Source organism: Gordonia crocea, assembly GCF_009932435.1.
GTDB classification, from domain to species: domain Bacteria; phylum Actinomycetota; class Actinomycetes; order Mycobacteriales; family Mycobacteriaceae; genus Gordonia; species Gordonia crocea.
This window is the reverse complement of sequence record NZ_BJOU01000001.1, coordinates 1,247,055-1,268,685: the sequence shown is the minus strand read 5'-3', so window position 1 is coordinate 1,268,685 and position 21,631 is coordinate 1,247,055. Positions and strand designations below refer to the sequence as shown.

Sequence of the window (21,631 nt, the reverse complement as noted above, 5' to 3'; positions counted from 1 at the left end):
TGTAGTGGCTATGAGCAATCGGGATCGCGTCCACAAGTCGATGGATCTGCTCGGTCCGGCGCTGAACCGATTCATCGCCCAGGTATTGAAGCCCGATCTGGGCGAGAGCTCCTGGGTAGACCTCATTCGTCTCCGAGACCAAGGCAAGGGCGCGCCAACAGACAAGGCATATAACCCAGACGACCCGATGGTCGGGCTACGCCTGCTCACCGAGAACATCCCGAATGCCGTCCGGCGCGGGTGGTACCCCTTCGACGGTCCCCTCTCCCGCGTTCAGATGAGCTGGGCCACTGAGGTGCGCGAAATCCGGAACAAGGACGCGCACAACGAACCCTTCACCAACGAAGACACCCAGCGCGCCCTCGACACCACCGAGCGCTTCCTCCTGGCCATCGGTGCCCCCGCCGAGGCCGAGCAAGTGCGCAAGTTGCGCAACGACGTGGTCCGCATCGCCCACGACCGCGAAGATGCCAACACCGCCCGCAACAATCCCAGCCTCGCCGTCGGGTCGGAACACCTCCCACCGTGGCGCGAGGTCCTCTCCCCGCACCCCGACGTCGCGAGCGGAGACTTCAATGCCGCCGAGTTCGCCGCCGACCTCTACTCCGTCGCCAACCCGAACTCCGACGCCAAGAAGAACCCCGAGTACACCAACCCCGTCCCGTTCTTCGAACGCACCTATCTCACCCACGGCCTACGGGACTTGATCAAGCGCAACGTCGCCCGCCTATCCGGCGATCTCAACGCCTCCCCCGTCGTCAATCTGCAGACCAACTTCGGTGGCGGCAAGACCCACTCGATGCTCGCGCTGTGGCATCTCGCCTCCGATACCCCCAGTTCCGCCTACCCCGACGACGTCGCCGCCCTGGCCGCCCCGCTCGACGAGCTGCGCGGGACGAAAATCCGCCGGGTCGCGCTGGTCGGTAATCAGCTCGAACCCGCCAAGCCTGATACCCGTGACGGCCGACCGGGCATCCGGACCATCTGGGGCGAGCTGGCGTGGCAGCTGGGCGGTCAGGACGCCTTCGACATCGTCGCCGACGCCGACCGCACGTCGACCAGCCCGGGTGCTGCCTTACGCGAACTCTTCGAGTTGTATTCCCCTGCCGTCATTCTCATCGACGAGTGGGTGGCCTACGCACGCCAACTCGTCAACGCATCGGGACTACCCGCCGGCGACTTCGACACCCAGTTCACCTTTGCCCAGACACTCACTGAAGCCGCCAAGGCCACCAAGGGCGTCCAGGTGGTCATCTCGATCCCCGCGTCGTCGAATCCCGGTGACGATCAGATCTCCGACGAGGAGGTCGGCGGCGAGTTCGGCCGTGAGGCGCTGATGCGGCTGCGGCAGATCGTCGGACGCACCGCCGACCAATGGCAGCCGGCCAACGCGCAGGAGAGTTTCGAGATCGTCCGGCGCCGCATCTTCACCACGCCCGACGCGGAAGCCATGACGAAGATCGGGGCGATCGCCAAGAGCGTCGTCGAGTTCTATCGCAAGCACTCCGCGGATTTCCCCAGCGAGGTCCGCGACAACTCCTATGCCGACCGGATCAAGCAGTGCTACCCGATCCATCCCGAGCTGTTCGACCGGCTCTACGAAGATTGGTCCACCCTCGACCGCTTCCAACGGACTCGTGGCGTGCTGCGGGTGATGAACCAGATCGTCGGGTCGTTGTGGCGCGACCAAGACAAGGCCCCCCTCATCCTTCCCGGCGGGGTGCCCTTGGAGAATTCTGATTTCGTCGACGAGATCCGCTACTACCTCGATGAGAACTGGGGACCCATCATCGACAGCGACGTGGCCGGGACCAGCTCGGTGCCCTACCAGGTCGACAAAGACAACGACGTTTTCGGCAAACGCGGCATCGCCGAGCGCCTGGCCCGCACCGTCTTTATGGCCGCGACGCCGGCGCTGCACACGGCACACAAGGGCGTCGACAAACCTCGAATCTTCCTCGGCACGGCCATCCCCGGCGACACCCCGGGCAACTTCCACTCTGCTCTCGACCATCTGACCAACCGGTCGACCTACCTGTACACCGAGGCGTCTCGCTTTTGGTATGACACCCAAGCGAATACGACGCGGGCCGCGCGGGACCACGCCGACAACCTGCGCGACGCCGATGTGTGGGCCGAGGTCGACCGCCGCCTTACCGACGCGCGCAAAGCCACCCGCGACCGGACGTTCGCCGCCGTCCACGTCTGTCCGGCGTCCTCGGCCGAGGTTCCCGACGAGGCCAGCACCCGTCTGGTCATCGTGCCGATGAAGGTCACCCACTCGGCCCGGGCAGCGGCGAGCACCGCCCTCGACTGGGCCAAGGACGTTGTCGACCACCGCGGCGACGGCAACCGAACCTTCAAGAACTCGGTGGTGTTCGTGGCCGCCGATGCCAAACGCGCCCCCGAACTCGACAAGGCGGTGCGCGACTTCATCGCGTGGCGCTATGTGCACCAGAACGCCGAAAGCCTCGGCCTGGGCGGACAACAAACCAAGCAGGCAAAGGTCCGCATGGACCAGGTCAGCGAGATCGTGGACACTCGTCTGCTCGACACCTACGTCTGGGGTATCTATCCCACGCAAGGTGCCGGAGATGCCACCTACTCCATCGACAGCTCGTCGACCGGCGGTACCACCACCGACCTCATCGAGCGCACGGCCCGCAAACTTGAGGACCAGATCGCCACGGCACGCGCCGCCCGGCTCATCCGGATGGACCTCGACGGACCATTGGCGCCGGCATGGGAGAACGGCAGCATCACCGCTGGCGAATTGCACTCGTACTACGCCACCTACCCCTACCTCACCCGCCTTCGCGACCGGGAGACCCTCTTCGACGGATTACTCTCCGTCGACGACGAAATGTATTGGGAAACAGACGGTTTTGCCTTCGCCGACGCTTACAGCGCCGAAACCGGGCGTTTCGTCGGACTCCGACTGCCTCGCGATGCCGAAGCCGCGCACATCGTCGAATCGACGTTGATCATCAAGCCGCCGATCGCGCAGGCGCAGCGCACCGACGAAGTCAAGGACTACGGAGATGGGGACGACGGGGACAAAGACAGCGGAGACAAGGACAACGAGCCGCAGACAGACGGCGCCGGAAGCAACAGCGGAGACCCTCGGCCACCCTCACCGGGACCGGCCCCCGATCAGCCCAAGACGCGCTACTTCGGGTCGGTCACCCTCGATCCGAATCTGCCGGCCAAGGCCTTCAACGAGATCCACGCCGAAGTCCTCCAGCACCTGTCAGTCGCCGGGGCTAGTGTTCAGATCACCTTGGACATTGAGACCACTGCCCCGGGCGGCTTCCCGGAGAACGTGGTCCGCACCGTCCGCGAGAACGGCGCAACCCTGCGCTTCACACAGAACGAGTTCGAATAGGAGCGGCGAATGACAGCCAGCGACACCCTTCCACGGGAATCCACTCGCCTCGGCTGTCGGTCACTCGTCAGCGTCGCGCACGATCCGCAACTCGTCGACAAGGTTCGTGAGCAAGTCCGTTCGTGGTGCGTGTCCAAGCGGTGGGACGCCGAGGCCGTTGCCGATCCGGGCATCGCTGCGGTAGCTCCTGGTGTCCACGCCTCCTTCGTCGAGGAGCAACGGCAAGACGACAGCGTCATCGCGCGCTGGCGGTTCACGCAGTCAGAATCAACCGGCACCTGGACCACTCAGATCACCACTCTCCTCCACCGCGACAGGTCGGGAGTCGTCTGGGTCGATCTCTATGCGCCTGGAGATAGGCGCCCCGCCGCTCCGCGGATCATCCGAAACATCGGTGAAGTGATCGATGCACTCGACGGTGGCTATCGCGCACCAGCGACGCCGACACGCGCGTACCCCGACGATGTCGAATCCATTTACGGCGCGTTGGACGACGAGAATCGCCGGGGCCTCATTTTTCTCGCCGGGTCTGACGAGGATCTGGTCCCAATGCCCCAATGGGTCGAGTACGTCACGAAGCTGCTGAAGGGGACGAACGGCCTGGCAACCGCATACGTACTTGATCCCGAAGCCACTCGCGAACTGAACCGCCGACTGCCTCAGACACACGGCGTACGCCCCTGGACCATCCGGACGTTCTATCCCAAACCCGATTTCAGCAGTCCCGACGATGCCCTGCGTCACCGTGTCCTCAGCACGGGCCGAATCGCATCATCCGACGACCGCGGCGTGGCCGGGATTCTGAGCAACGCTGCCCTCCGCAACTCGACGCAGTTGCCATTGCCGAACGAGCTGATTCGAATCGACCGGCGCTTGCGTGCCCTACTCGATGAAGCAGTTATCGAGCGCGCCAGCGCCGCGCCACGGGGATCACTTTCCACTACTTCCAACGAGATTCCAGCAGCGACGGTCCAAGCCACCGAGATCACGGCCGACACAGACGACGCCCAGACATCGAAGAAGGCGACGGGATTCGCCCCCGCAGTACTGACTGCCCTCCGCCTCGGGCTGGAGAAGGTGGCGGGCAAGGCAGAACTGTCGATTGATTCTGTCAACAGCCTCGTATCTGCCGCAGTGGATGGAATTAAGTATCGTGAGAATATCGGCTTCCTCCGTCGACGCTTGGAATCGGTAGAGGCTGAGCGCGGACTACTCGAGGACCAATCGACAGAGCTCCAGACAGAGCTGGACGACGCCCGGCTCGACCACGCAGTAGCCCAGCAGACCCTCGACGAGGCCAATCGTGAACTCCGCCATCTGCGCCGTGAACTGGCTAAGTTGGACCACGGCACCGCCAACTGGGTGACAGAAACCACGGACCTCGACGTTCCTCCCGAATCGTTTCGCGACTTGCTCGCCCGCATCGCGGAGCTCGATCATGTCGTCTTCACCGGCGAGACGAAGCCGACCATCAATCTAGATGACCATGATCCGCTCGGAACTTGGGCGAAGAAGACCTGGAACATCCTCCGAGCGCTCAACGATTACGCCTGTCTTCGGGCAGCAAGCGAGTTTCAAGGCTCCGTGGATGAGTACGCCAGCAATACTCCGTCCGGTTACATGGGACTGACCGGCCACAAAGCGGGTGAAACGCCGCATACCGAGAACCACTCCAAGTACGGAAAGATCCGCACCTTCCCCGTTCCAGAGTCAGTTGCCCCCTCCGGGAAGGTCTTCATGGGCGCCCACGTCGCAATCGCGAAGTACGGCATGATCAGCCCGCGGCTGCACTACTACAACGACGCGGCCCAGTCCGGCATGATCTACGTCGGTTACATCGGCAAGCACCTGGAGAACTTCCGCACGACCTAGGCCTGCGACGCTGCTATTCGTCCAGCTCCTCATGTGGTTCACGCTTGAGGCGCTCGAAGAGCTCCCTCTCCACCCGCGACCCATCGGTCAGCTCCGGGGACTGCTCCGGCAGTAGGGACCCAACGTCGGGAAGCAACAACGACGGCGGGACGTTGAGCGCCACGGCCAACCGGTAGACCGTCGAGAGTTGCGGGTCGGAGATGTAGGGCTCGCGATTGCTGCGCGCCCGTTCCAGGTTGGAAATCTGATTCCGATGAAGGCCGGTCTCGTGTGCGAGCGCCTCCTGGGTCAAGCCCCTGTGGCGTCTGACCTGCACCAATCGGAACGCGAACGAGTTCGCATATGATCCCCAATCCAGGGGTCCGCGGACTCGTTTCGGCACGCGTTCAAATCTCGTTCAACCACACCTCATTGTCAGCACACCGTGATGTGTGCCGACCCGAAGGGCCCAGTCGACGGGATCGAGGGCCCAGTCGACGTGAGCCTCGCCACCGTCGGCAATCAGCGGTTGCGCGAAAAAGTGTTAGTCAGTAACACTTGTTGGCATGTCGTCATACTTGTTCTCCCTGGGACGCTTTTCCTTCCGACACAAGTGGTGGGTGATCGGCGCGTGGGTCGCCGCACTCGCGATCCTCGCCGGTCTCATCGCCGGCCTGAACCCCAAGTTCTCCAAGGACTTCGAACTGCCCGGCACCGACGGCGGTGTCGCCATGGAGCAGATGGAGCAGCACTTCTCCGAACTGACCAAGTCGCAGACCGAGGCGAACACCCTCGTCTTGATCGCGACCGACAAGAACAACCCCTCCGACAAACTGGCCAACCACGTCGACGCGATCAACAAGCTGGTGGCCGACCTGCAGGGCCTCCCGGAGGTCGCCGACAAGAGCACCATCGTCAACCCGGTCCTCGCCGCGAAGGCGATGCCCGCGATGGCGGGCAAGGTCCTCGGCGATGACGGTCGCGTCGGTCTGATCACGGTCCACCAGAAGCTCAACGTGATGGACCTGAAACCCAAGGACAAAGAGGCGCTCACGGAAGTCCTCGACAAACACCGGGGCAACGGGCTTCAGGTGGAGGCCACCCTGGGCGTGATGCAAGCCCAAGAGGAGGCCGGCAAGGCCGAGATGATTGGTTTCGCCATCGCCTTCGTCGTCATGATCGTCGCGTTCGGCGCCATCGTCGCCGCGTTCATCCCCTTGATCACCGGCATAGTCGGCGTCGGCCTCACCATGATGCTGCTGATGGTCTCGTCGAAGTTCATGACCGTCAACCAGACCGCGACTGCCATCGTCACGATGCTCGGTATCGCCGTCTCGATCGACTACGCCCTGTTCATCGTGACCCGCTACCGAACCGAACGCGCCCGGGGCGGTGATCCCGCTGACGCGGCCGGGCGCGCCGTCGGCACCGCCGGCTCGGCCGTCGTCTTCGCCGGCCTGACCGTCATCGTCGCCGTCGCCGCGCTGATGGTCATCGGGATTCCGCTGATCACCCAGATGGGTCTGGGCGCCGCCATCGCGGTCGCCGTCGCCGTCCTGGCCGGCCTCACGTTGATCCCGGCCCTGTTGGGCGCGACCGGCAAATACGCCTTCTCGCCGAAGATTCCGTGGATCCGCCACGCCGAGGAGTCGGCAACCGGGGACACCCTCGGTGTGAAGTACGGCCGCGCCATCGTCAAACGCCCGATTCCGTTCATCGTCGGCGGGCTGGCGATCCTCGCCGTCGCCGCCATCCCGATGAGCCACATGCAGCTGGGCATGGACACCGTCTCCGACGACGAGGTCGCCGGCCAGCAACTGCTCAAGCGCGGGTTCGGCGAAGGCACCGGCGCCGAGCTGTTCGTGGTCGTCCACACCGAACAAGGCACCGTGACCGCTGCCGCGAACACCGCCGTCGCACAGATCCAGAAGATGGACAAGAACGTGGTCAACCCCGCGCTGCTGACCTGGATCGGCAACGGGAAGGACGCGAAGAACCCGAATGTCGACGCGAACACCGCACTCATCCTGGTCACCCCGACCAGCGCGGCGTCGTCGGAGGCCACCCACCAGTTGGTGGAGGACATCCGGGCGCTGAGTCCGCAGATCGAGGCCAAGGGCGGCGAGATCCACGTCGGCGGCCAGACCGCGATCATGGCCGACCTCACCGCCAAGCTCGACAAGGCCCTCATCCCCTACCTGCTGGTGGTCGTCGGCCTCGCGTTCCTCATCATGATCGGCGTCTTCCGGTCGCTGTGGGTCCCGCTGATCGGCACGCTGGGATTCATCTTCTCGGTGCTCGCCACGTTCGGCGCCACGGTCTGGTTCTTCCAAGACGGGTCGCTGGGCCTCATCGATCACACCAAGCCGCTGCTGTCGTTCCTGCCGATCTTCCTGATCGGCGTGGTCTTCGGCCTGGCGATGGACTACCAGGTGTTCCTGGTGACACGGATGCGCGAGGAGTACATCCACGGCATGACCGCCAAGGACGCCATCATTGCCGGCTACCGCCACGGCGCCCGCGTCGTGACCTCGGCGGCCATCATCATGATCAGCGTGTTCTCGGCCTTCATGCTCGCGCCGGACACAATGGCGAAGATGATGGGCTTCTCGATGGCGATCGCGATCTTCTTCGACGCGTTCATCATCCGCATGACCGTCGTGCCAGCGGTGATCGCCCTGCTCGGCGACCGTGCGTGGGGCCTGCCCAAGTGGCTGGACAAGGTGGTCGTCAACTTCGACATCGAGGGTGAGGCAGTCCGCGACCGGGGACTGCAGCCCGCGGCGGCATAGCAGTGCAGTGCACGACCGGCGGCGGGGTGCGGGCCCAGAAGAAGGCCCGCACCCGCGCCGCCATCCGCGCCGCAGCGTTGGAACTGTTTACCCGACAAGGGTTTTCGTCGACGACGGTCGAGCAGATCGCCCACGCCTCGGGCGTCTCGCACACCACCTTCTTCCGCTACTTCACGTCGAAGGAACAGGTCATCATCGGCGACGACCTGCGGGCCGAACGCGAGGCGACCTTCGCCGCCATCCCCCCGGGGCTCAACCACTTCGACTTGGTGCGACGGATGGTCACCGGGATGTACGAGCTCGGCATCGCCGACGAGTGGGTGGCGAACTACGACCGGATCGCGTTGATCCACGCCGATCCCCACCTGCGCTATTCCAGCCAGGTGGAGACCGAGCGCATCATCTCCGAGGCGACCGAGTTCATCGCGGACTACACCGGGGTGCCGACCACCGATCTGCACCTGCGGGCCTTCGTCGCCGCCATCAGCGGCGTGATGTTCTACATCGCCCACGCCGAACCCCAGGCCGATCACGCCGTGGGGATGGCCGAGCTCCTCGAGGCGATCGACCTGCTCGAGCAGGGGCTCCCCATGCCGACCAAGCAGGGATCCGACGAGACGCACGACCGTATCTAGTCAGCGCCGCGACCCGCCCCGGTGCGCCGGTTCGCGGCGATACACTCCCACTCATGCCCTTTGGCCTGACCCCCTTCACCGAGCCCTTCTTCGACGAGGCGCCCATGCAGTACACGATCGACGTGGCGGTGCCCGCCGATCCCGACTACGTGTGGTCGGAGTTCACCCGCCAGAACACCCTCGACTGGTGCCGCGCCCTGAAGCGGGTCACCTACACCAGCCCCCAGCCGTACGGCCCCGGCACCACACGCACCGCGACGTTGACCGGCGGGGTGACACTGCACGAGAACTTCTTCCTCTGGGAGGAGGATCCCTCAGCCCACCGCTACCGACACGCCTTCTACGTCGAGGGCGCCTCGGTACCGGGGATGAAGCAGTTCGGCGAACTCACCGAGGTCACCCTCGGCACCGACGGTGGGAGCCACATCGTGTGGCGCTTCGCGCTGCGGCTCGGCGGAATCGCCCTACCGTCAGCACTGTCCTCGCGCATCTCGTCACTGGCGTTCGGGTCGGTCGAGAACGACACGGTCAAGCACTTCAGCTGAGGCCCGTCCTCCGTGGGGGCCAGTCCTACGTGGGGATCAAAAACGAACTGCCCGCGTTGTCGAAGAACTTGTAGAGCTCGCGGTCCTTCCCGACGTAGACCGGCGTCGTACCGGCGGGAATCCCCGCACCGTTCGAGCAGCTCACCTGGTTCCCGTAGTACTTTCCGGGCGCAACGTTGGGAATGGTGAACTCGATGATGCCGCCGGCACCGTTCCAGGCCGTGCCCTTACCGCTGTATGTGATCTTCCCGCCACCGCGCACAACGCCCGCGGTGCACTGGATCATGGTGCCGACGCCGATGATTCGCACGGCCACCGTCGACTCACCGCCGGTGTAGCGGACCTCCATCGCGGCGTGGGCGGGTGCGCCGACGACCGCGCCGCCGAGGGTTGCCGCGGCCACCGCCGCAACGCTCATGCCGGTTCGGATGGCTTTCATGGGACTCTCCATTCAGTCGGGGATGACCCCTTTCGGGGCGTCTCCCGAGAATGGCGCCTGCCATCGCCGAGCGAACGAGTAGCGCACTACTCGAATCAGCCGAGGGCGCGGTCCAGATCGGCGATGAGGTCGTCGACGTCTTCGATGCCGACCGACAGACGCACCAGGTTGTCGGGGACCTCGAGCAGCGAACCCGCGGTCGACGCGTGGGTCATCGCAGCCGGGTGCTCGATGAGCGACTCGATACCGCCGAGCGACTCGGCGAGGGTGAACACCGAGGTCCCGGCGCACAATGCCTGCGCGCCCTCGCTCCCACCGGCGACGAGCACCGACACCATGCCGCCGAACCGCTTCATCTGCTTGGCCGCGACGTCGTGGCCGGGATGGTCGGGCAGGCCGGGGTAGAGCACCTTCTCGATCTTCGGGTGCGTGCCGAGGAACTCGACAACCTTCTCCGCATTGTCGCTGTGCCGGTCCATCCGGACGGCGAGCGTCTTGATCCCGCGCAGCGTCAGATAGACGTCGAACGGTCCGGGGACCGCCCCCGCGCCGTTCTGCAGGAAGGCGACTGCCTCGTCGATCTCGGCCGAATCGGTCACCAGAATGCCGCCGACCACGTCGGAGTGCCCGCCGAGATATTTCGTCGTCGAATGCAGCACGATGTCGGCGCCGAGGCTCAGCGGCTGCTGCAGGTACGACGAGGCGAAGGTGTTGTCCACCACCAGCTTCGCGCCGCCCTCGTGGGCGACGGCGGCGATCGCCTCGATGTCACCGATGTTCAGCAACGGGTTGGTCGGGGTCTCCAGCCACACCAGCTTGGTCTGCGGGGTGATCGCGGCGCGCACGGCGTCGACGTCGTTGACCGCGGCCACCGAGTAGGTGATGCCCCACTGGCCGAAGACCTTGTCGATGAGTCGGAAGGTGCCGCCGTAGGCGTCATTCGGGATGACCAGGTGGTCCCCCGGGCGCAGCGTGGCGCGCAGCGTCGCATCGGTGGCCGCCATCCCCGACGAGAAGCCGCGGCCGTAGCGGCCGCCCTCGAGCGCGGCCATGTTGGCCTCCAGGGCGCGCCGGGTCGGGTTGCCGGTGCGGGCGTACTCGAAGCCGTCGCGCATCCCGCCGACGCCGTCCTGCGCGAAGGTCGAACTGGCGTAGATCGGGACGTTGACCGCGCCGGTCTGCGGATCGGGCTCGTAACCGGCGTGGATCGCGCGGGTCGAGAAGCCGGCCTGGTCCTGATCAGTCATGCTGCTTTCCTCCAACAACGGGGTTCTTGGTGACGAAGGCGAGAAGGTCGTGCCGGGTGATGACGCCGATCGGCTTGCCGTCCTCGACGACCATCAGCGCATCGGACATGCTCAATTCGGCGGTCGCGGCGGACACCGGCTCACCGGCACCGATCAGCGGGAATGCCTCGCCCATGAAACTCGACACCGGGTCGGCCAGGCTCGCCTCGCCGGAGAAGACGGCGGAGAGCAGGTCGCGCTCGGTCACCGCGCCGGCGATCTCCCCCGCCATAACCGGCGGTTCGGCCCCGACGACCGGCATCTGCGAGACGCCGTACTCGCGCAGGATCTCAATCGCGTCGCGCAGCGTCTCCTGCGGGTGGGTGTGGACGAGGTCGGGCAGCTGGCCCGACTTGCCGCGCAGCACGTCGCCGACGGTGGGTTCGGCGGCGTGCTTGCCGTCGAGCGTCGAGCGCAGGAATCCGTAGCTGCTCATCCACTCGTCGTTGAAGATCTTGCCGAGGTATCCGCGCCCGCCGTCGGGCAGGAGGACGACGACGAGGGCGTCGGGGCCCTCGCGCTTGGCGACCTGCAGGGCGGCCACGACCGCCATCCCGCACGAACCGCCGACGAGCAGCCCCTCCTCGCGCGCCAGGCGGCGCGTCATCTCGAAGGAGTCGGCGTCGGAGACGGCGATGATCTCGTCGGGGACGCTCGGGTCGTAGGCCTGCGGCCAAAAGTCTTCGCCCACGCCCTCTACCAGGTAGGGGCGCCCGGAGCCGCCGGAGTACACCGACCCCTCGGGGTCGACGCCGACGACCTTGACCGCGCCGTTCGACACCTCTTTGAGGTACCGGCCGGTGCCGGTGATGGTGCCGCCGGTGCCGACGCCGGCGACGAAGTGGGTGATCTTGCCGTCGGTGTCGCGCCAGATCTCCGGACCGGTGGTCTCGTAGTGGCTGGCCGGTCCGGCCGGGTTGACGTATTGGTTGGGCTTCCACGCGCCCGGGATCTCCCGCGCCAACCGGTCGGAGACGTTGTAGTAGCTGTCCGGGTCTTCCGGCGCGACCGCCGTCGGACACACGACCACCTCGGCGCCGTAGGCGCGCAAGACGTTTCGTTTGTCCTCGCTGACCTTGTCCGGGCAGACGAAGACGCACTTGTACCCGCGCTGCTGGGCGACGAGGGCCAGCCCGATCCCGGTGTTGCCCGACGTCGGCTCGACGATGGTCCCGCCCGGCTTCAGCAGTCCGGCCTCCTCGGCCGCGTCGACCATCTTGACCGCGATGCGGTCCTTGGAACTGCCACCCGGGTTGAGGTACTCGATCTTGGCGGCGACGGTGCCCGACCCGGGCTCGACCACCGAGTTCAGCTTGACCAGCGGCGTGTTGCCGACCAAATCGATCACGTGATTGGCGATGCGCATACGTCTATCGTCGCACCCCAGCGGCGCCCGGGCACACCGGGTCCGCCGTTGTCGGGCATGATCGCGCGAAACCAGTAAGGTTGAAATCGTGCCGTCAGCTGATTCCGGGGAGAAGGTCGATCGACTCCTCCGCGACGTCGGCGCCACCGTGGTCGCCGCCGGCGCCAGCGCCGCCGCGTCCTACGCGGCCTACAGCTACCTGAACTCGCAGGCCGCCCACGCCCGACAGGTCATCCCGCGCCGCACCGACAACGCCCCCAACGGCGACGGCGTCTACTACCCCGACGGCCGCGGGCCGATCCCGTTCACCCGCGGTACCGAGGTGGACCTGCACCTGGCGGTGTACGGGGACTCGACGGCGGCCGGGCTCGGCGTCGACACTGCCGACGAGACGCCGGGTGTGCAGATCGTTCGCAACCTGGTCCGCGAGACCGGGAAGATCGTCCGCTACAGCAACAAGGCCATCGTCGGCGCCACGTCCAAAGGCCTGGCCGCCCAGATCGACGCGTCGCTCATCACCAAGTCGCGGCCCGACGTCGCGGTGATCCTGATCGGCGCCAACGATGTCACCGCGGTCAACCGGGTCCACTCGTCGGCCCGGCGCCTCGGCGAGGCGGTCCAGCTCCTCGTCGACGCCGGCGCCAAGGTCGTCGTCGGCACCTGCCCGGACCTCGGCGTGGTCACCGCCATCCCGCAACCGTTGCGCTGGGTCATCCGGCAGTACAGCCTGCGGCTGGCCGCCGCCCAGCGAGGGGCGGTCCGCTCCCACGGCGGCCGTGCGGTGCCGTTGGCCGACGTGCTGGCCAAGGAGTTCCTCGCCCGCCCCGAGCACATGTTCTCGCCGGACAACTACCACCCGTCGGCGGCCGGTTACGCCCTGTCGGCAAGCATTCTGCTGCCGGAGGTGCTCGACGCGGTCGGCGAGTGGGGCGGTCCGCTGCCCAACCCGCCCGTCGTCTCCGAGGCCGTCGAGTCGCGGCGCCTGGTGAACCGTTTCCGGCGTTTGCTCCGGTCTGGTTCGAACCGCTGACCGACCCGGGTAGGGTAGCGATCATGCCAGAAGCAGTGATTGTCGCCCATGCCCGCTCCCCCATCGGCCGCGCCGGAAAGGGATCCCTCAAAGACGTCCGCCCGGACGAGCTGAGCCGCCAGATGGTGGCCACCCTGCTGGGCAAGGTCCCGCAGCTCGACGTCGCCGACATCGAGGACATCCACTGGGGCATCGGCCAGCCCGGCGGCCAGGGCGGGTACAACATCGCCCGCGTCATCGCGGTCGAACTCGGCCTCGACCACGTCCCCGGTGTGACGGTCAACCGCTACTGCTCGTCCTCGCTCCAGACCACCCGCATGGCGATGCACGCCATCCGGGCCGGTGAGGCCGACGTGATCATCTCCGGTGGCGTCGAGAGCGTCTCCTCCTTCGCCGTCTCCGGCGCCGCGGACGGCAACCCCAACTCGCACAACCCGGAGTTCGCCGAGGCGGAGGCCCGGACCGTGAAGGCCGCCGAGGGCGGCGCGGGCACCTGGGTGGATCCGCGCAACGCGGGCCTGCTGCCCGACGTCTACATCCCGATGGGCCAGACCGCGGAGAACGTCGCCTCGTTCACCGGTATCTCCCGCGAGGACCAGGACCGCTGGGCGGTCCTGAGCCAGAACCGCACCGAGCAGGCCATCGCCAACGGCTTCTACGCCCGCGAGATCGACCCGGTCACGCTGGCCGACGGCACCCAGGTGACCGCCGACGACGGCCCGCGCGCCGGCACCACCTACGAGAAGCTCAGCGAGCTCAAGCCGGTCTTCCGCCCGGACGGCACCGTCACCGCCGGTAACGCCTGCCCCCTCAACGACGGGGCGGCCGGCCTCGTCATCATGAGCGACACCAAGGCCAAGGAGCTCGGCCTCACCCCGCTGGCGCGGGTCGTCGCCACCGCGGCCACCGGGCTCTCCCCCGAGATCATGGGCCTCGGCCCGATCGAGGCGGTCCGCAAGGTGCTGCGCATCGCGGGCAAGTCGGTCTCCGACATCGACCTGTTCGAGATCAACGAGGCCTTCGCGGTCCAGGTTCTGGGCTCGGCCCAGGAACTCGGCCTCGACCACGACAAGCTGAACGTGTCGGGCGGGGCGATCGCCCTCGGCCACCCCTTCGGGATGACCGGCGCCCGCATCACCACCACCCTGCTGAACAACCTGCAGACCCACGACAAGACCTTCGGCGTCGAGACGATGTGTGTCGGCGGCGGCCAGGGCATGGCGATGGTGCTCGAGCGCCTCAGCTGATCACCTAAAACCAGCGGGCCCCGAGGAGAAATCCTCGGGGCCCGCTGTGTTTGGTGCTGTCGCTAGTCGTTGAAGTAACTCAACAGGCGCAGGATCTCGGTGTAGAGCCAGACCAGGGTGACGGTCAGGCCCAGCGCCACGCCCCAGGCGGCCTTCGACGGCGCGCCCGCGTGGATGAGGCGGTCGGCCTGGTCGAAGTCGATCAGGAAGCTGAAGGCGGCGAGGCCGATGCAGACCAGCGAGAAGATGATGGCGATCGGGCCGCCGTCGCGCAGGACCCAGGGCTCACCGGTGAAGAAGCTGATGACCAGGTTGCCGAGCATCAGGACGACGACGCCGATGATGCCGGCGATGATCATCCGGGTGAAGCGCGGGGTGACTCGGATGGCGCCGGTCTTGTACACCACGAGCATGCCGAAGAACACGCCGAAGGTCGCCAGGACGGCCTGACCGATCAAGACGCCGGCGTTGATGTTGTCGCCGACGACCAGGTTGGCGAACACGTGCGAAATCGCGCCGACGAACAGCCCCTCGAAAGCGGCGTAGGACAGCACGATGGCGGGGTTGTCCTGCTTGCGGCCGAAGCTCGCGACGAGGACGAGGACCAGGCCGCCGATCATGCCGATCCCCCACAGCGGGAAGGTCAGGCCCGGGACGACCTGGATGACGCCGTAGGTGGCGACCGCGAACGCGGTGAGGACCGCGAGGGTGATCCCGGTCTTGGTGACGACGTCGTCGATGGTCATCGACCGGCCGGACTGGACCGGCGCGTACTGCGGCTGACCGGCGGCGTCGAGGACGACGCTCTGCGCACCGGCGGCCATCTGGCCGAAGCCGGCGTACGGCGCATTCTTCTCGTTGTCGCGGACGACGCCGCGCATCACGGGGTTGCTGGACTCTCGCACAGCATGGCTCCTTAGGTTGGGGGGAACGCTCGTGGCTCCATCATTGTCTGTAACGCGCGGAGCCGCCGATCAGTTCCGACTTTACCCTTTCTTGACCTTTCCGTCGTCGCGGGAGTGCGACCGGAGGACCCCGACGGCCCGCTCGACGTCGGCTCCGGAGGCACTGTCCCCCACCAACGGCATGACCCCGCGTCCGAGGCAGGCCGCCCGCATGACGGATTCGGCGACCTGGAACTCGCTGCCCCACGGCAGGTCGGGTTTGGTGATCATCAGCGACGAGACCCCGTGCGCGACAACCCACAACTCGAGCGCCGCCTCCAGTTCGTCCACCCCGTCGGACTCGTACCAACCGCATTCGACGAGCCCGACCACGCCGTCGACGAGACGGCCGAATGCCGCCGTCCGCAACGCCTCGTCGACCACCGGCGTGCCCTCGGGCCCCGACGGGCAGAACGCGAACCGGTAGACCGCCGGGTGCGCGACGGCGAACCGGACGTAGGTCATCCCCAGGGCGAGCATTCGATCGAGCGGATGGGTGTGTTGGGCCTGCGCGGCGGCCATCGCCTCGTCGAGCTGGTCGAAGTAGCGCCCGCACACCGCGTCGAGCAGCGCCTCCTTGTCGGTGAAGTGCAGGTAGATCGCCGGCGGACTCACCCCCACGCGGTCGGCGACGGCACGGATCGAGACGGCCTCGGCGTCCGCGCGGTCCTCCAGCAGATGGGCGGCGGCATCGATGATCTCGCCGCGCAACTGCTCTCCCGACCCGCGCGGGGACCGCGCCCGACGAGTCATTCCGCCGCCCTCACGATTCGGACAGTCCGATCTTGTCGTGCAGCTTGCGCAACGGTGCCGGCGCCCACCAGTTCGCCCGCCCGGCCAGCCGCATGAACGCCGGGACGAGCAGCATCCGGATCAGCGTGGCGTCCATCAGAACGGCGATGGTGAGTCCGAAGCCGAACATGCGCATGAAGGAGACCTGCGAAGCCATCATCGCGGCAAACACGATCGCCATCAGCAGGGCCGCCGCGGTGATGACCCGCCCGGTGTTGGCCAGGCCGAAGGCCACCGCGTGGTCGCTGTCGGCACGGGTCTTGCCGGACTTGAGCCACTCCTCCCGGATGCGGCCGAGGAGGAACACCTCGTAGTCCATCGACAATCCGAAGGCCACGCAGAACATCAGGATCGGCATCGTCGCGGTGATGAACCCGGTCGCGGTGGTGCCGAGCGCGCCGAAGTGGCCGTCCTGGAAGATCCACACGATCGCGCCGAACGTGGCCGAGAGCGACAGCAGGTTCAGCACCAGCGCCTTGAGTGGCAGCACCACACTGCCGGTGAACAGGAACAGCAGGATGAACGTCGTCACCGCGACCCACAGCAGCACCCACGGGAGGTGGCGGTAGATGGAGGCCACGGTGTCCTCGGTCGCGGCCGCCGTGCCGGTGAACTTCACGTCGGCGTCGGGTTTGGCGACCTCGCGCAGGTTCGCCAGCAGCGTCTTGCCCGAATCCTGCAGCGGATCGGTGTTGGAGGTGACGGTCAGGATGCGGTACTCGCCGTGCCGGTCCTCCGACTTGCGCGGGGCGGCCGCACGGCCGTCGACGAAGAGCGCGTCGGGACTCGTCACCGCGTCGACGTCGGCCACCTTCGACAACCGGGCCGCGTAGTCGTCGACCGCCGCGTCGGTGGACCCGGTGATGACGATCGTGACCTCGCCGCCGAGTTTGCGCTCGTAGTCGTCGCGGATCTCGTTCATCGCCACGCGCGACGCGTGCGACGTCGGCAGGATCCGGTCGTCGGGGAACCCGAGTTTGATCGACAGGAACGGTGCGCCCAGGATCAGCAGGACCACGGTCGTGATGAGCATGACCGGCGCCGCCCGGCGCAACACCCACTGGACGAACCGGTACCACCAGGTCTGCTCGGTGGGCACGAACCCGCGTTCGGGCCGGCCCAATGCGCGCCGCACCGGCTTACGCAGGTCCAGCGCGTCGATCCGGTCGCCCAGCACCTTGAGCAGCGCCGGGGTGATGACCAGCGAGCCGAGTAGCGCGACCACGACGACCGCCAGCCCGGCGTAGGCGAACGAGCGCAGGAAGTACTGCGGGAAGAGCAGCAGGCCCGACAAGGACAGGCCGACGGTGATCGCGGAGAACGTCACCGTCCGCCCCGACGTGGCCATCGCACGGTGGATCGCGGCTTCCCGGGTGAGGCCGCCCGCCACCTCCTCGCGGTAGCGGGTGATGATCAGCAGGGTGTAGTCGATCGCCAGGGCCAGACCCATCGCGGTGGCGAGGTTCATGGTGAAGATCGAGACGTCGGCGAACAGGGCGAACACCCGCAGCAGAGCCAGCGTGCCGACGATGGAGAAGATGCCGACGGCCAACGGCAGCAGGGCCGCGATGACGCCGCCGAAGATGATCACCAGGGCGATGAAGCTGATCGGGATGGCGATGGCCTCGGCCAGGAACAGGTCCTTGGACACCTGGGTGTTGGTGTCGGCGAAGACCTTGCCCTGCCCGGTCGGGGTGATCCGCACCCCGTCACGCTCCCCGCCGAACCGTTCGGCCAGGTCCTCGGCATGCCCCGGGGCGGCATCCTCCCCGCCGTCGAGCGGCACGACGACCAACGTCGACGATTTGTCCTTGCTGATCAGGTTGCGCGCCGCGACCGGGTCGGTCCAGATCGACAGGACCGGGTCCTGGATGAAGTCGTACTGTTTGAGGTCCTCGACCAACTGCTTGCCGACGCGGCCGACCACCGGGTCGGCGGTGACATCGCGGTTGGGGGCGTCGATCTTGAAGATGACCGGGATGCCGCCGCGCTGGTATTCGTCCTCGAGGATCTTCGTCGCCTGCGCGGATTCAGCATGCGGATCTTCAAACCCGCCCGACAGCAGGTGCGAGGCGACCCCGCCGCCGTAGAGCCCGAACAGTACGAGTAGCGCGAGCGCCCCGACGAGCACGGTGCGCGGAGCGGCGAGTACCGCTCTGGTCAGTCGTTCCACCACATCCCCCTAGAAGTTGGTTATCGCCGTTAAGTTATCGGCGATAACCCGCTGTGTCAACGGGAGCGGCCGGATTGCCCGACGACCCCGACCGAACCGGTCCCGCGCGGCGGTGACGCGTGGTCTACTCGGGGCGTGGCCGACCCGACAGACACCGCCCCCGAAGCAATCCCCGAAAACTCCGCCGAACTCGCCCGCCCCTCGGCGTCGCGCCTCGACGCCGAGGCGATCATCCCGGCGCTGACCGACTGGCTCACCACGCGCGCGGGCACGCCGACGGTCATCACCGCCCTGCATCCGCCGGACGGGAACGGCATGTCCAGCGAAACGGTTCTCGTCGACGCCGAGTGGGGTGGACAGCCCCACCACCTGGTCGCGCGCGTGGCGCCCTCGCCCGACAGCGACCCCGTCTTCGCCGGCTACGACCTGGACAACCAGTTCCGTCTCATGGCGCACGTCGCGGACACCACCGCGGTCCCGATACCGCCGCTCTATTGGAGCGAGCCCTCCCCCGACGTCATCGGCCACCCGTTCATCGTGATGGGCCGGGTCGACGGTCAGATCCCACCCGACGTCTTGCCCTACACCTTCGAATCGTGGTTGACCGCGGCGGACGAGGCCGACCGGCAGCGCCTGCAGCGCGAGACCATCGCCGCACTCGCCGCGATCCACGCGGCCCCGATCCCGACCGAACTCGTCGAACCGCCGGCCGCCGGCGAGACGGCGCTGGGCGCACAGGTGCGGCGCCTCGACGAGTTCTACCGGTGGACCACGCGCGACCACGCCGGTTCGCCGCTGCTCGAGCGGGCGCTGCGGTGGGCACACGACACCATGCCGGACACCGACGACGAGGTGCTGATCTGGGGCGACGCCCGCATCGGCAACGTCATCTACCAAGACTTCCGCCCGGTCGCGATCCTCGACTGGGAGATGGCGGGCCGGGCCCCGCGCGAACTCGACGTGGCCTGGGGCATCGCACTGCACCGCTTCTTCCAAGACATCGCCGAACTCGCCGGCCTGCCCGGGCTGCCCACCTTCTGGCGCCGCTCTGAGGTGGAGGCCGCCTATGCCGAGGCGTCCGGAGTCGGGTTGCGCGACATGGACTTCTATATCGCCTACGCCACGCTCTACTACTCGATCATCCTGTTCCGCGTTCAGTGCCGCGCCGTCGATTTCGGCCAGGCACCCGAACCGGCCGACCCCGACGACAAGATCCTCAACCGGGCCACCCTGACGGCGATGATCGAGGGCACCTACTGGGACGGGGTGGGTGAGAACCGGTGATCACCCCCGCAGACGAGTTCCCGATCCACCAGGCGCCGCTGCCGATCGCCTGGCCGACCACCTCCGACCGCAACTTCTACGACCGCTCCTACCTGTGCGCCCACGATCGCAGCGGTGAGATCTTCGTCGTCATCGGTGTCGGCTACTACCCCGTCCTCGGGGTGAAGGATGCCTTCCTCCTCGTCCACCGCGGCGGCGAGACCGATACCCAGACCGCGGTCCAGCTGTCCGCCGCGATGGACGACGACCGGCTCCATCAGCGCGTCGGGCCGTTGGCGATCGAGGTCGTCGATCCGCTGAAGTCGCTGCGGGTCACCCTGGCCGAGACCGATGGCATCGCCGCCGAGCTGACCTGGACCGGGTTGTTCGACGTCGTGCAGGAGCAGCGCCATCTGATGCGCCAGGGCACCCGGGTGACCCTCGATGCCCAGCGGTTCGCCCAGGTCGGATCTTGGTCCGGCCGGCTCGTCGTCGACGACGACGAGTTCACCGTCGACCCGGCGACGTGGATCGGGACGCGCGACCGGTCGTGGGGCATCCGCCCGGTCGGCGAGGCCGAGCCGGCCGGCCGGCCCGCGGACCCGCCGTTCGAGGGGATGTGGTGGCTGTACGTGCCGATGGCCTTCGACGACTTCGGCATGGTGCTCATCATCCAGGAGGACCCGTCGGGCTTTCGCACCCTCAACGACTGCACGCGCATCTGGCGCGACGGGCGCGTCGAACAACTCGGCTGGCCGCGGGTGCGCATCCACTACCGGTCGGGAACCCGGCGCCCGACCGGGGCGACGATCGACGCGACCGCGGCCGACGGGTCGCCGGTGACCATCGAGGTCGACGGCACGTTGGGCACCCCGCTGCACGTCGGCGGCGGTTACGGCGGCGACCCCGATTGGTCCCACGGACAGTGGCGCGGCGACGGCTTCGCCGCGCGCGTCACCTACGACCTCGACGATCCCGCGGTCGCCGGGCGCATCCCGTTCGGCGTCATCGACCACGTCGGGCACGCGGTGTGCCGGGAAGCCGACGGCACCGAACGGGAGGGCTGGGGCATGTTCGAGCACGCCAGCTTCGGTCGCCACGACCCGTCCGGGTTTGCCGACTGGGGTGCCGTCGCACCCTAGTCCGGCGTGCTCCCGTCATGGAGGAACTCGACGGTGCGGCGCCACGCGAGGTCGGCCTGCTCGGCGTCGTAGGTGCCCAGCAGGTTCTCGTCGTTGAGGAAGGCGTGCCCGGCCGGGTAGAAGCGGAAGTCGACCCGCTGCCCGGTCTGCTCCTCGATCGCCGCGGCCACCGCGTCGATGTCGGCGCGGTCGAGCCACTCGTCGGTTTCCGCATAGTGGCCCAGGACTTGCGCGCTCAGCTTCGAATAGTCCTGCGGCACCCGCGGCAGGCCGTAGAACGGCACCGCCTTGGCGATGCGGTCGCCCTGTTGCGCGGCGAGCGCCAGGACGAAGCCGCCGCCCATGCAGAAGCCGACCGCCGAGACGGCGTCACCGACGACCTCGGACCGCTCGAGCAGATAGTCGACGGCACCGGACAGGTCCGCCGCCGCCTGCTCGACCGGCAGCGCCTCGAGGAGTCCGGCCGCCTCGGCCGAATCGTGGGTGGTGCGCCCGCCGAACAGGTCGGGTGCCAGTGCGACGAAGCCCTCGGCGGCGAACCGCCGGGTGAGGTCGGCGATGTGGGTGGTCAGGCCCCACCATTCCTGGATGACGATGATCCCCGGGCCGCTGCCCGAGGGCGGCAGCTTGAGGAAGCCGTGCACCGTCCGCCCGCCGCTGTCGAAGGTGACGTTGTGCTCGCTGTCGTCGGAGTCGATCGCGCGGCCGCGCAAATCATCGGTGGTGTCGGTCATGGTTGTG

The 21,631-nt window shown here is 67.2% G+C and carries 17 protein-coding genes; 9 read left to right on the top strand and 8 right to left on the bottom strand.

What is annotated here, in order from left to right:
* The first annotated feature begins 10 nt into the window (after positions 1–10).
* Together nbrcactino_RS06035 and nbrcactino_RS06030 are read left to right on the top strand one after the other, a co-directional pair.
* Entirely contained in the window at positions 11–3,385 is a 3,375-nt protein-coding gene (locus nbrcactino_RS06035) for a DUF499 family protein (RefSeq protein ID WP_161926536.1), read from the top strand.
* A 9-nt stretch (positions 3,386–3,394) separates the two neighbouring features.
* A complete protein-coding gene (locus nbrcactino_RS06030) occupies positions 3,395–5,257 on the top strand; it encodes a hypothetical protein (protein ID WP_161926535.1) in 1,863 nt (620 codons plus the stop codon).
* 13 nt (positions 5,258–5,270) lie between these two features.
* Here nbrcactino_RS06030 and nbrcactino_RS06025 read toward each other — a convergent pair whose 3' ends face one another.
* On the bottom strand, positions 5,271–5,639 hold the full coding sequence (locus tag nbrcactino_RS06025; RefSeq protein WP_161926534.1) for a helix-turn-helix domain-containing protein: 369 nt from the start codon (positions 5,637–5,639) through the stop codon (positions 5,271–5,273).
* A 163-nt stretch (positions 5,640–5,802) separates the two neighbouring features.
* On the opposite strand from nbrcactino_RS06025, the gene nbrcactino_RS06020 reads away from it, so the two are divergent.
* Genes nbrcactino_RS06020 through nbrcactino_RS06010 form a run of 3 tightly spaced genes read left to right on the top strand, consistent with a single transcriptional unit; the run spans position 5,803 to position 9,208 of the window.
* On the top strand, positions 5,803–8,028 hold the full coding sequence (locus nbrcactino_RS06020; RefSeq protein WP_161926533.1) for an MMPL family transporter: 2,226 nt from the start codon (positions 5,803–5,805) through the stop codon (positions 8,026–8,028).
* 2 nt (positions 8,029–8,030) lie between these two features.
* Positions 8,031–8,663, top strand: a complete 633-nt coding sequence (locus nbrcactino_RS06015) for a TetR family transcriptional regulator (protein WP_228460699.1) — start codon at positions 8,031–8,033, stop codon at positions 8,661–8,663.
* A gap of 53 nt (positions 8,664–8,716) precedes the next feature.
* Positions 8,717–9,208, top strand: a complete 492-nt coding sequence (locus nbrcactino_RS06010) for an SRPBCC family protein (RefSeq protein ID WP_161926532.1) — start codon at positions 8,717–8,719, stop codon at positions 9,206–9,208.
* 25 nt (positions 9,209–9,233) lie between these two features.
* Here nbrcactino_RS06010 and nbrcactino_RS06005 read toward each other — a convergent pair whose 3' ends face one another.
* The 3 genes from nbrcactino_RS06005 to nbrcactino_RS05995 form a co-directional block, all read right to left on the bottom strand.
* A complete protein-coding gene (locus nbrcactino_RS06005) occupies positions 9,234–9,647 on the bottom strand; it encodes a hypothetical protein (protein WP_161926531.1) in 414 nt (137 codons plus the stop codon).
* Between the two features lie 95 nt (positions 9,648–9,742).
* Positions 9,743–10,894: a cystathionine gamma-synthase gene (locus nbrcactino_RS06000; protein WP_161926530.1), complete on the bottom strand. Its 1,152-nt coding sequence runs from the start codon at positions 10,892–10,894 to the stop codon at positions 9,743–9,745.
* The gene (locus nbrcactino_RS05995) at positions 10,887–12,299 is read right to left on the bottom strand and encodes a cystathionine beta-synthase (RefSeq protein ID WP_161926529.1); all 1,413 of its coding nucleotides are present in this window, start codon (positions 12,297–12,299) and stop codon (positions 10,887–10,889) included. The genes nbrcactino_RS06000 and nbrcactino_RS05995 overlap by 8 nt, the downstream gene beginning before the upstream one ends.
* Before the next feature lie 88 nt (positions 12,300–12,387).
* Here nbrcactino_RS05995 and nbrcactino_RS05990 point away from each other — a divergent pair, with 88 nt between their 5' ends.
* Complete coding sequence (locus nbrcactino_RS05990; RefSeq protein WP_161926528.1) at positions 12,388–13,329, top strand: SGNH/GDSL hydrolase family protein; 942 nt, start codon at positions 12,388–12,390, stop codon at positions 13,327–13,329.
* A 23-nt stretch (positions 13,330–13,352) separates the two neighbouring features.
* Positions 13,353–14,576 carry an acetyl-CoA C-acetyltransferase gene (locus nbrcactino_RS05985; protein WP_161926527.1) on the top strand — a complete coding sequence of 408 codons (1,224 nt, stop codon included), beginning with the start codon at positions 13,353–13,355 and terminating at the stop codon, positions 14,574–14,576.
* 62 nt (positions 14,577–14,638) lie between these two features.
* Here the strand turns inward: nbrcactino_RS05985 and nbrcactino_RS05980 are convergent, their stop codons facing one another.
* From nbrcactino_RS05980 to nbrcactino_RS05970, 3 genes are all read right to left on the bottom strand, one after another.
* Positions 14,639–15,481, bottom strand: a complete 843-nt coding sequence (locus nbrcactino_RS05980; RefSeq protein ID WP_161926526.1) for a Bax inhibitor-1/YccA family protein — start codon at positions 15,479–15,481, stop codon at positions 14,639–14,641.
* 81 nt (positions 15,482–15,562) lie between these two features.
* Complete coding sequence (locus tag nbrcactino_RS05975; RefSeq protein WP_161926525.1) at positions 15,563–16,273, bottom strand: TetR/AcrR family transcriptional regulator; 711 nt, start codon at positions 16,271–16,273, stop codon at positions 15,563–15,565.
* Between the two features lie 10 nt (positions 16,274–16,283).
* On the bottom strand, positions 16,284–18,488 hold the full coding sequence (locus nbrcactino_RS05970; protein WP_161926524.1) for an MMPL family transporter: 2,205 nt from the start codon (positions 18,486–18,488) through the stop codon (positions 16,284–16,286).
* Between the two features lie 132 nt (positions 18,489–18,620).
* On the opposite strand from nbrcactino_RS05970, the gene nbrcactino_RS05965 reads away from it, so the two are divergent.
* Entirely contained in the window at positions 18,621–19,769 is a 1,149-nt protein-coding gene (locus tag nbrcactino_RS05965; protein WP_161926523.1) for a phosphotransferase family protein, read from the top strand.
* Complete coding sequence (locus nbrcactino_RS05960; protein WP_161926522.1) at positions 19,766–20,890, top strand: Rv3169 family protein; 1,125 nt, start codon at positions 19,766–19,768, stop codon at positions 20,888–20,890. Before nbrcactino_RS05965 ends, nbrcactino_RS05960 begins: the two co-directional genes overlap by 4 nt.
* Here nbrcactino_RS05960 and nbrcactino_RS05955 read toward each other — a convergent pair.
* Entirely contained in the window at positions 20,887–21,624 is a 738-nt protein-coding gene (locus nbrcactino_RS05955) for a dienelactone hydrolase family protein (RefSeq protein ID WP_161926521.1), read from the bottom strand. The genes nbrcactino_RS05960 and nbrcactino_RS05955 overlap by 4 nt on opposite strands.
* Positions 21,625–21,631: the final 7 nt, after the last annotated feature.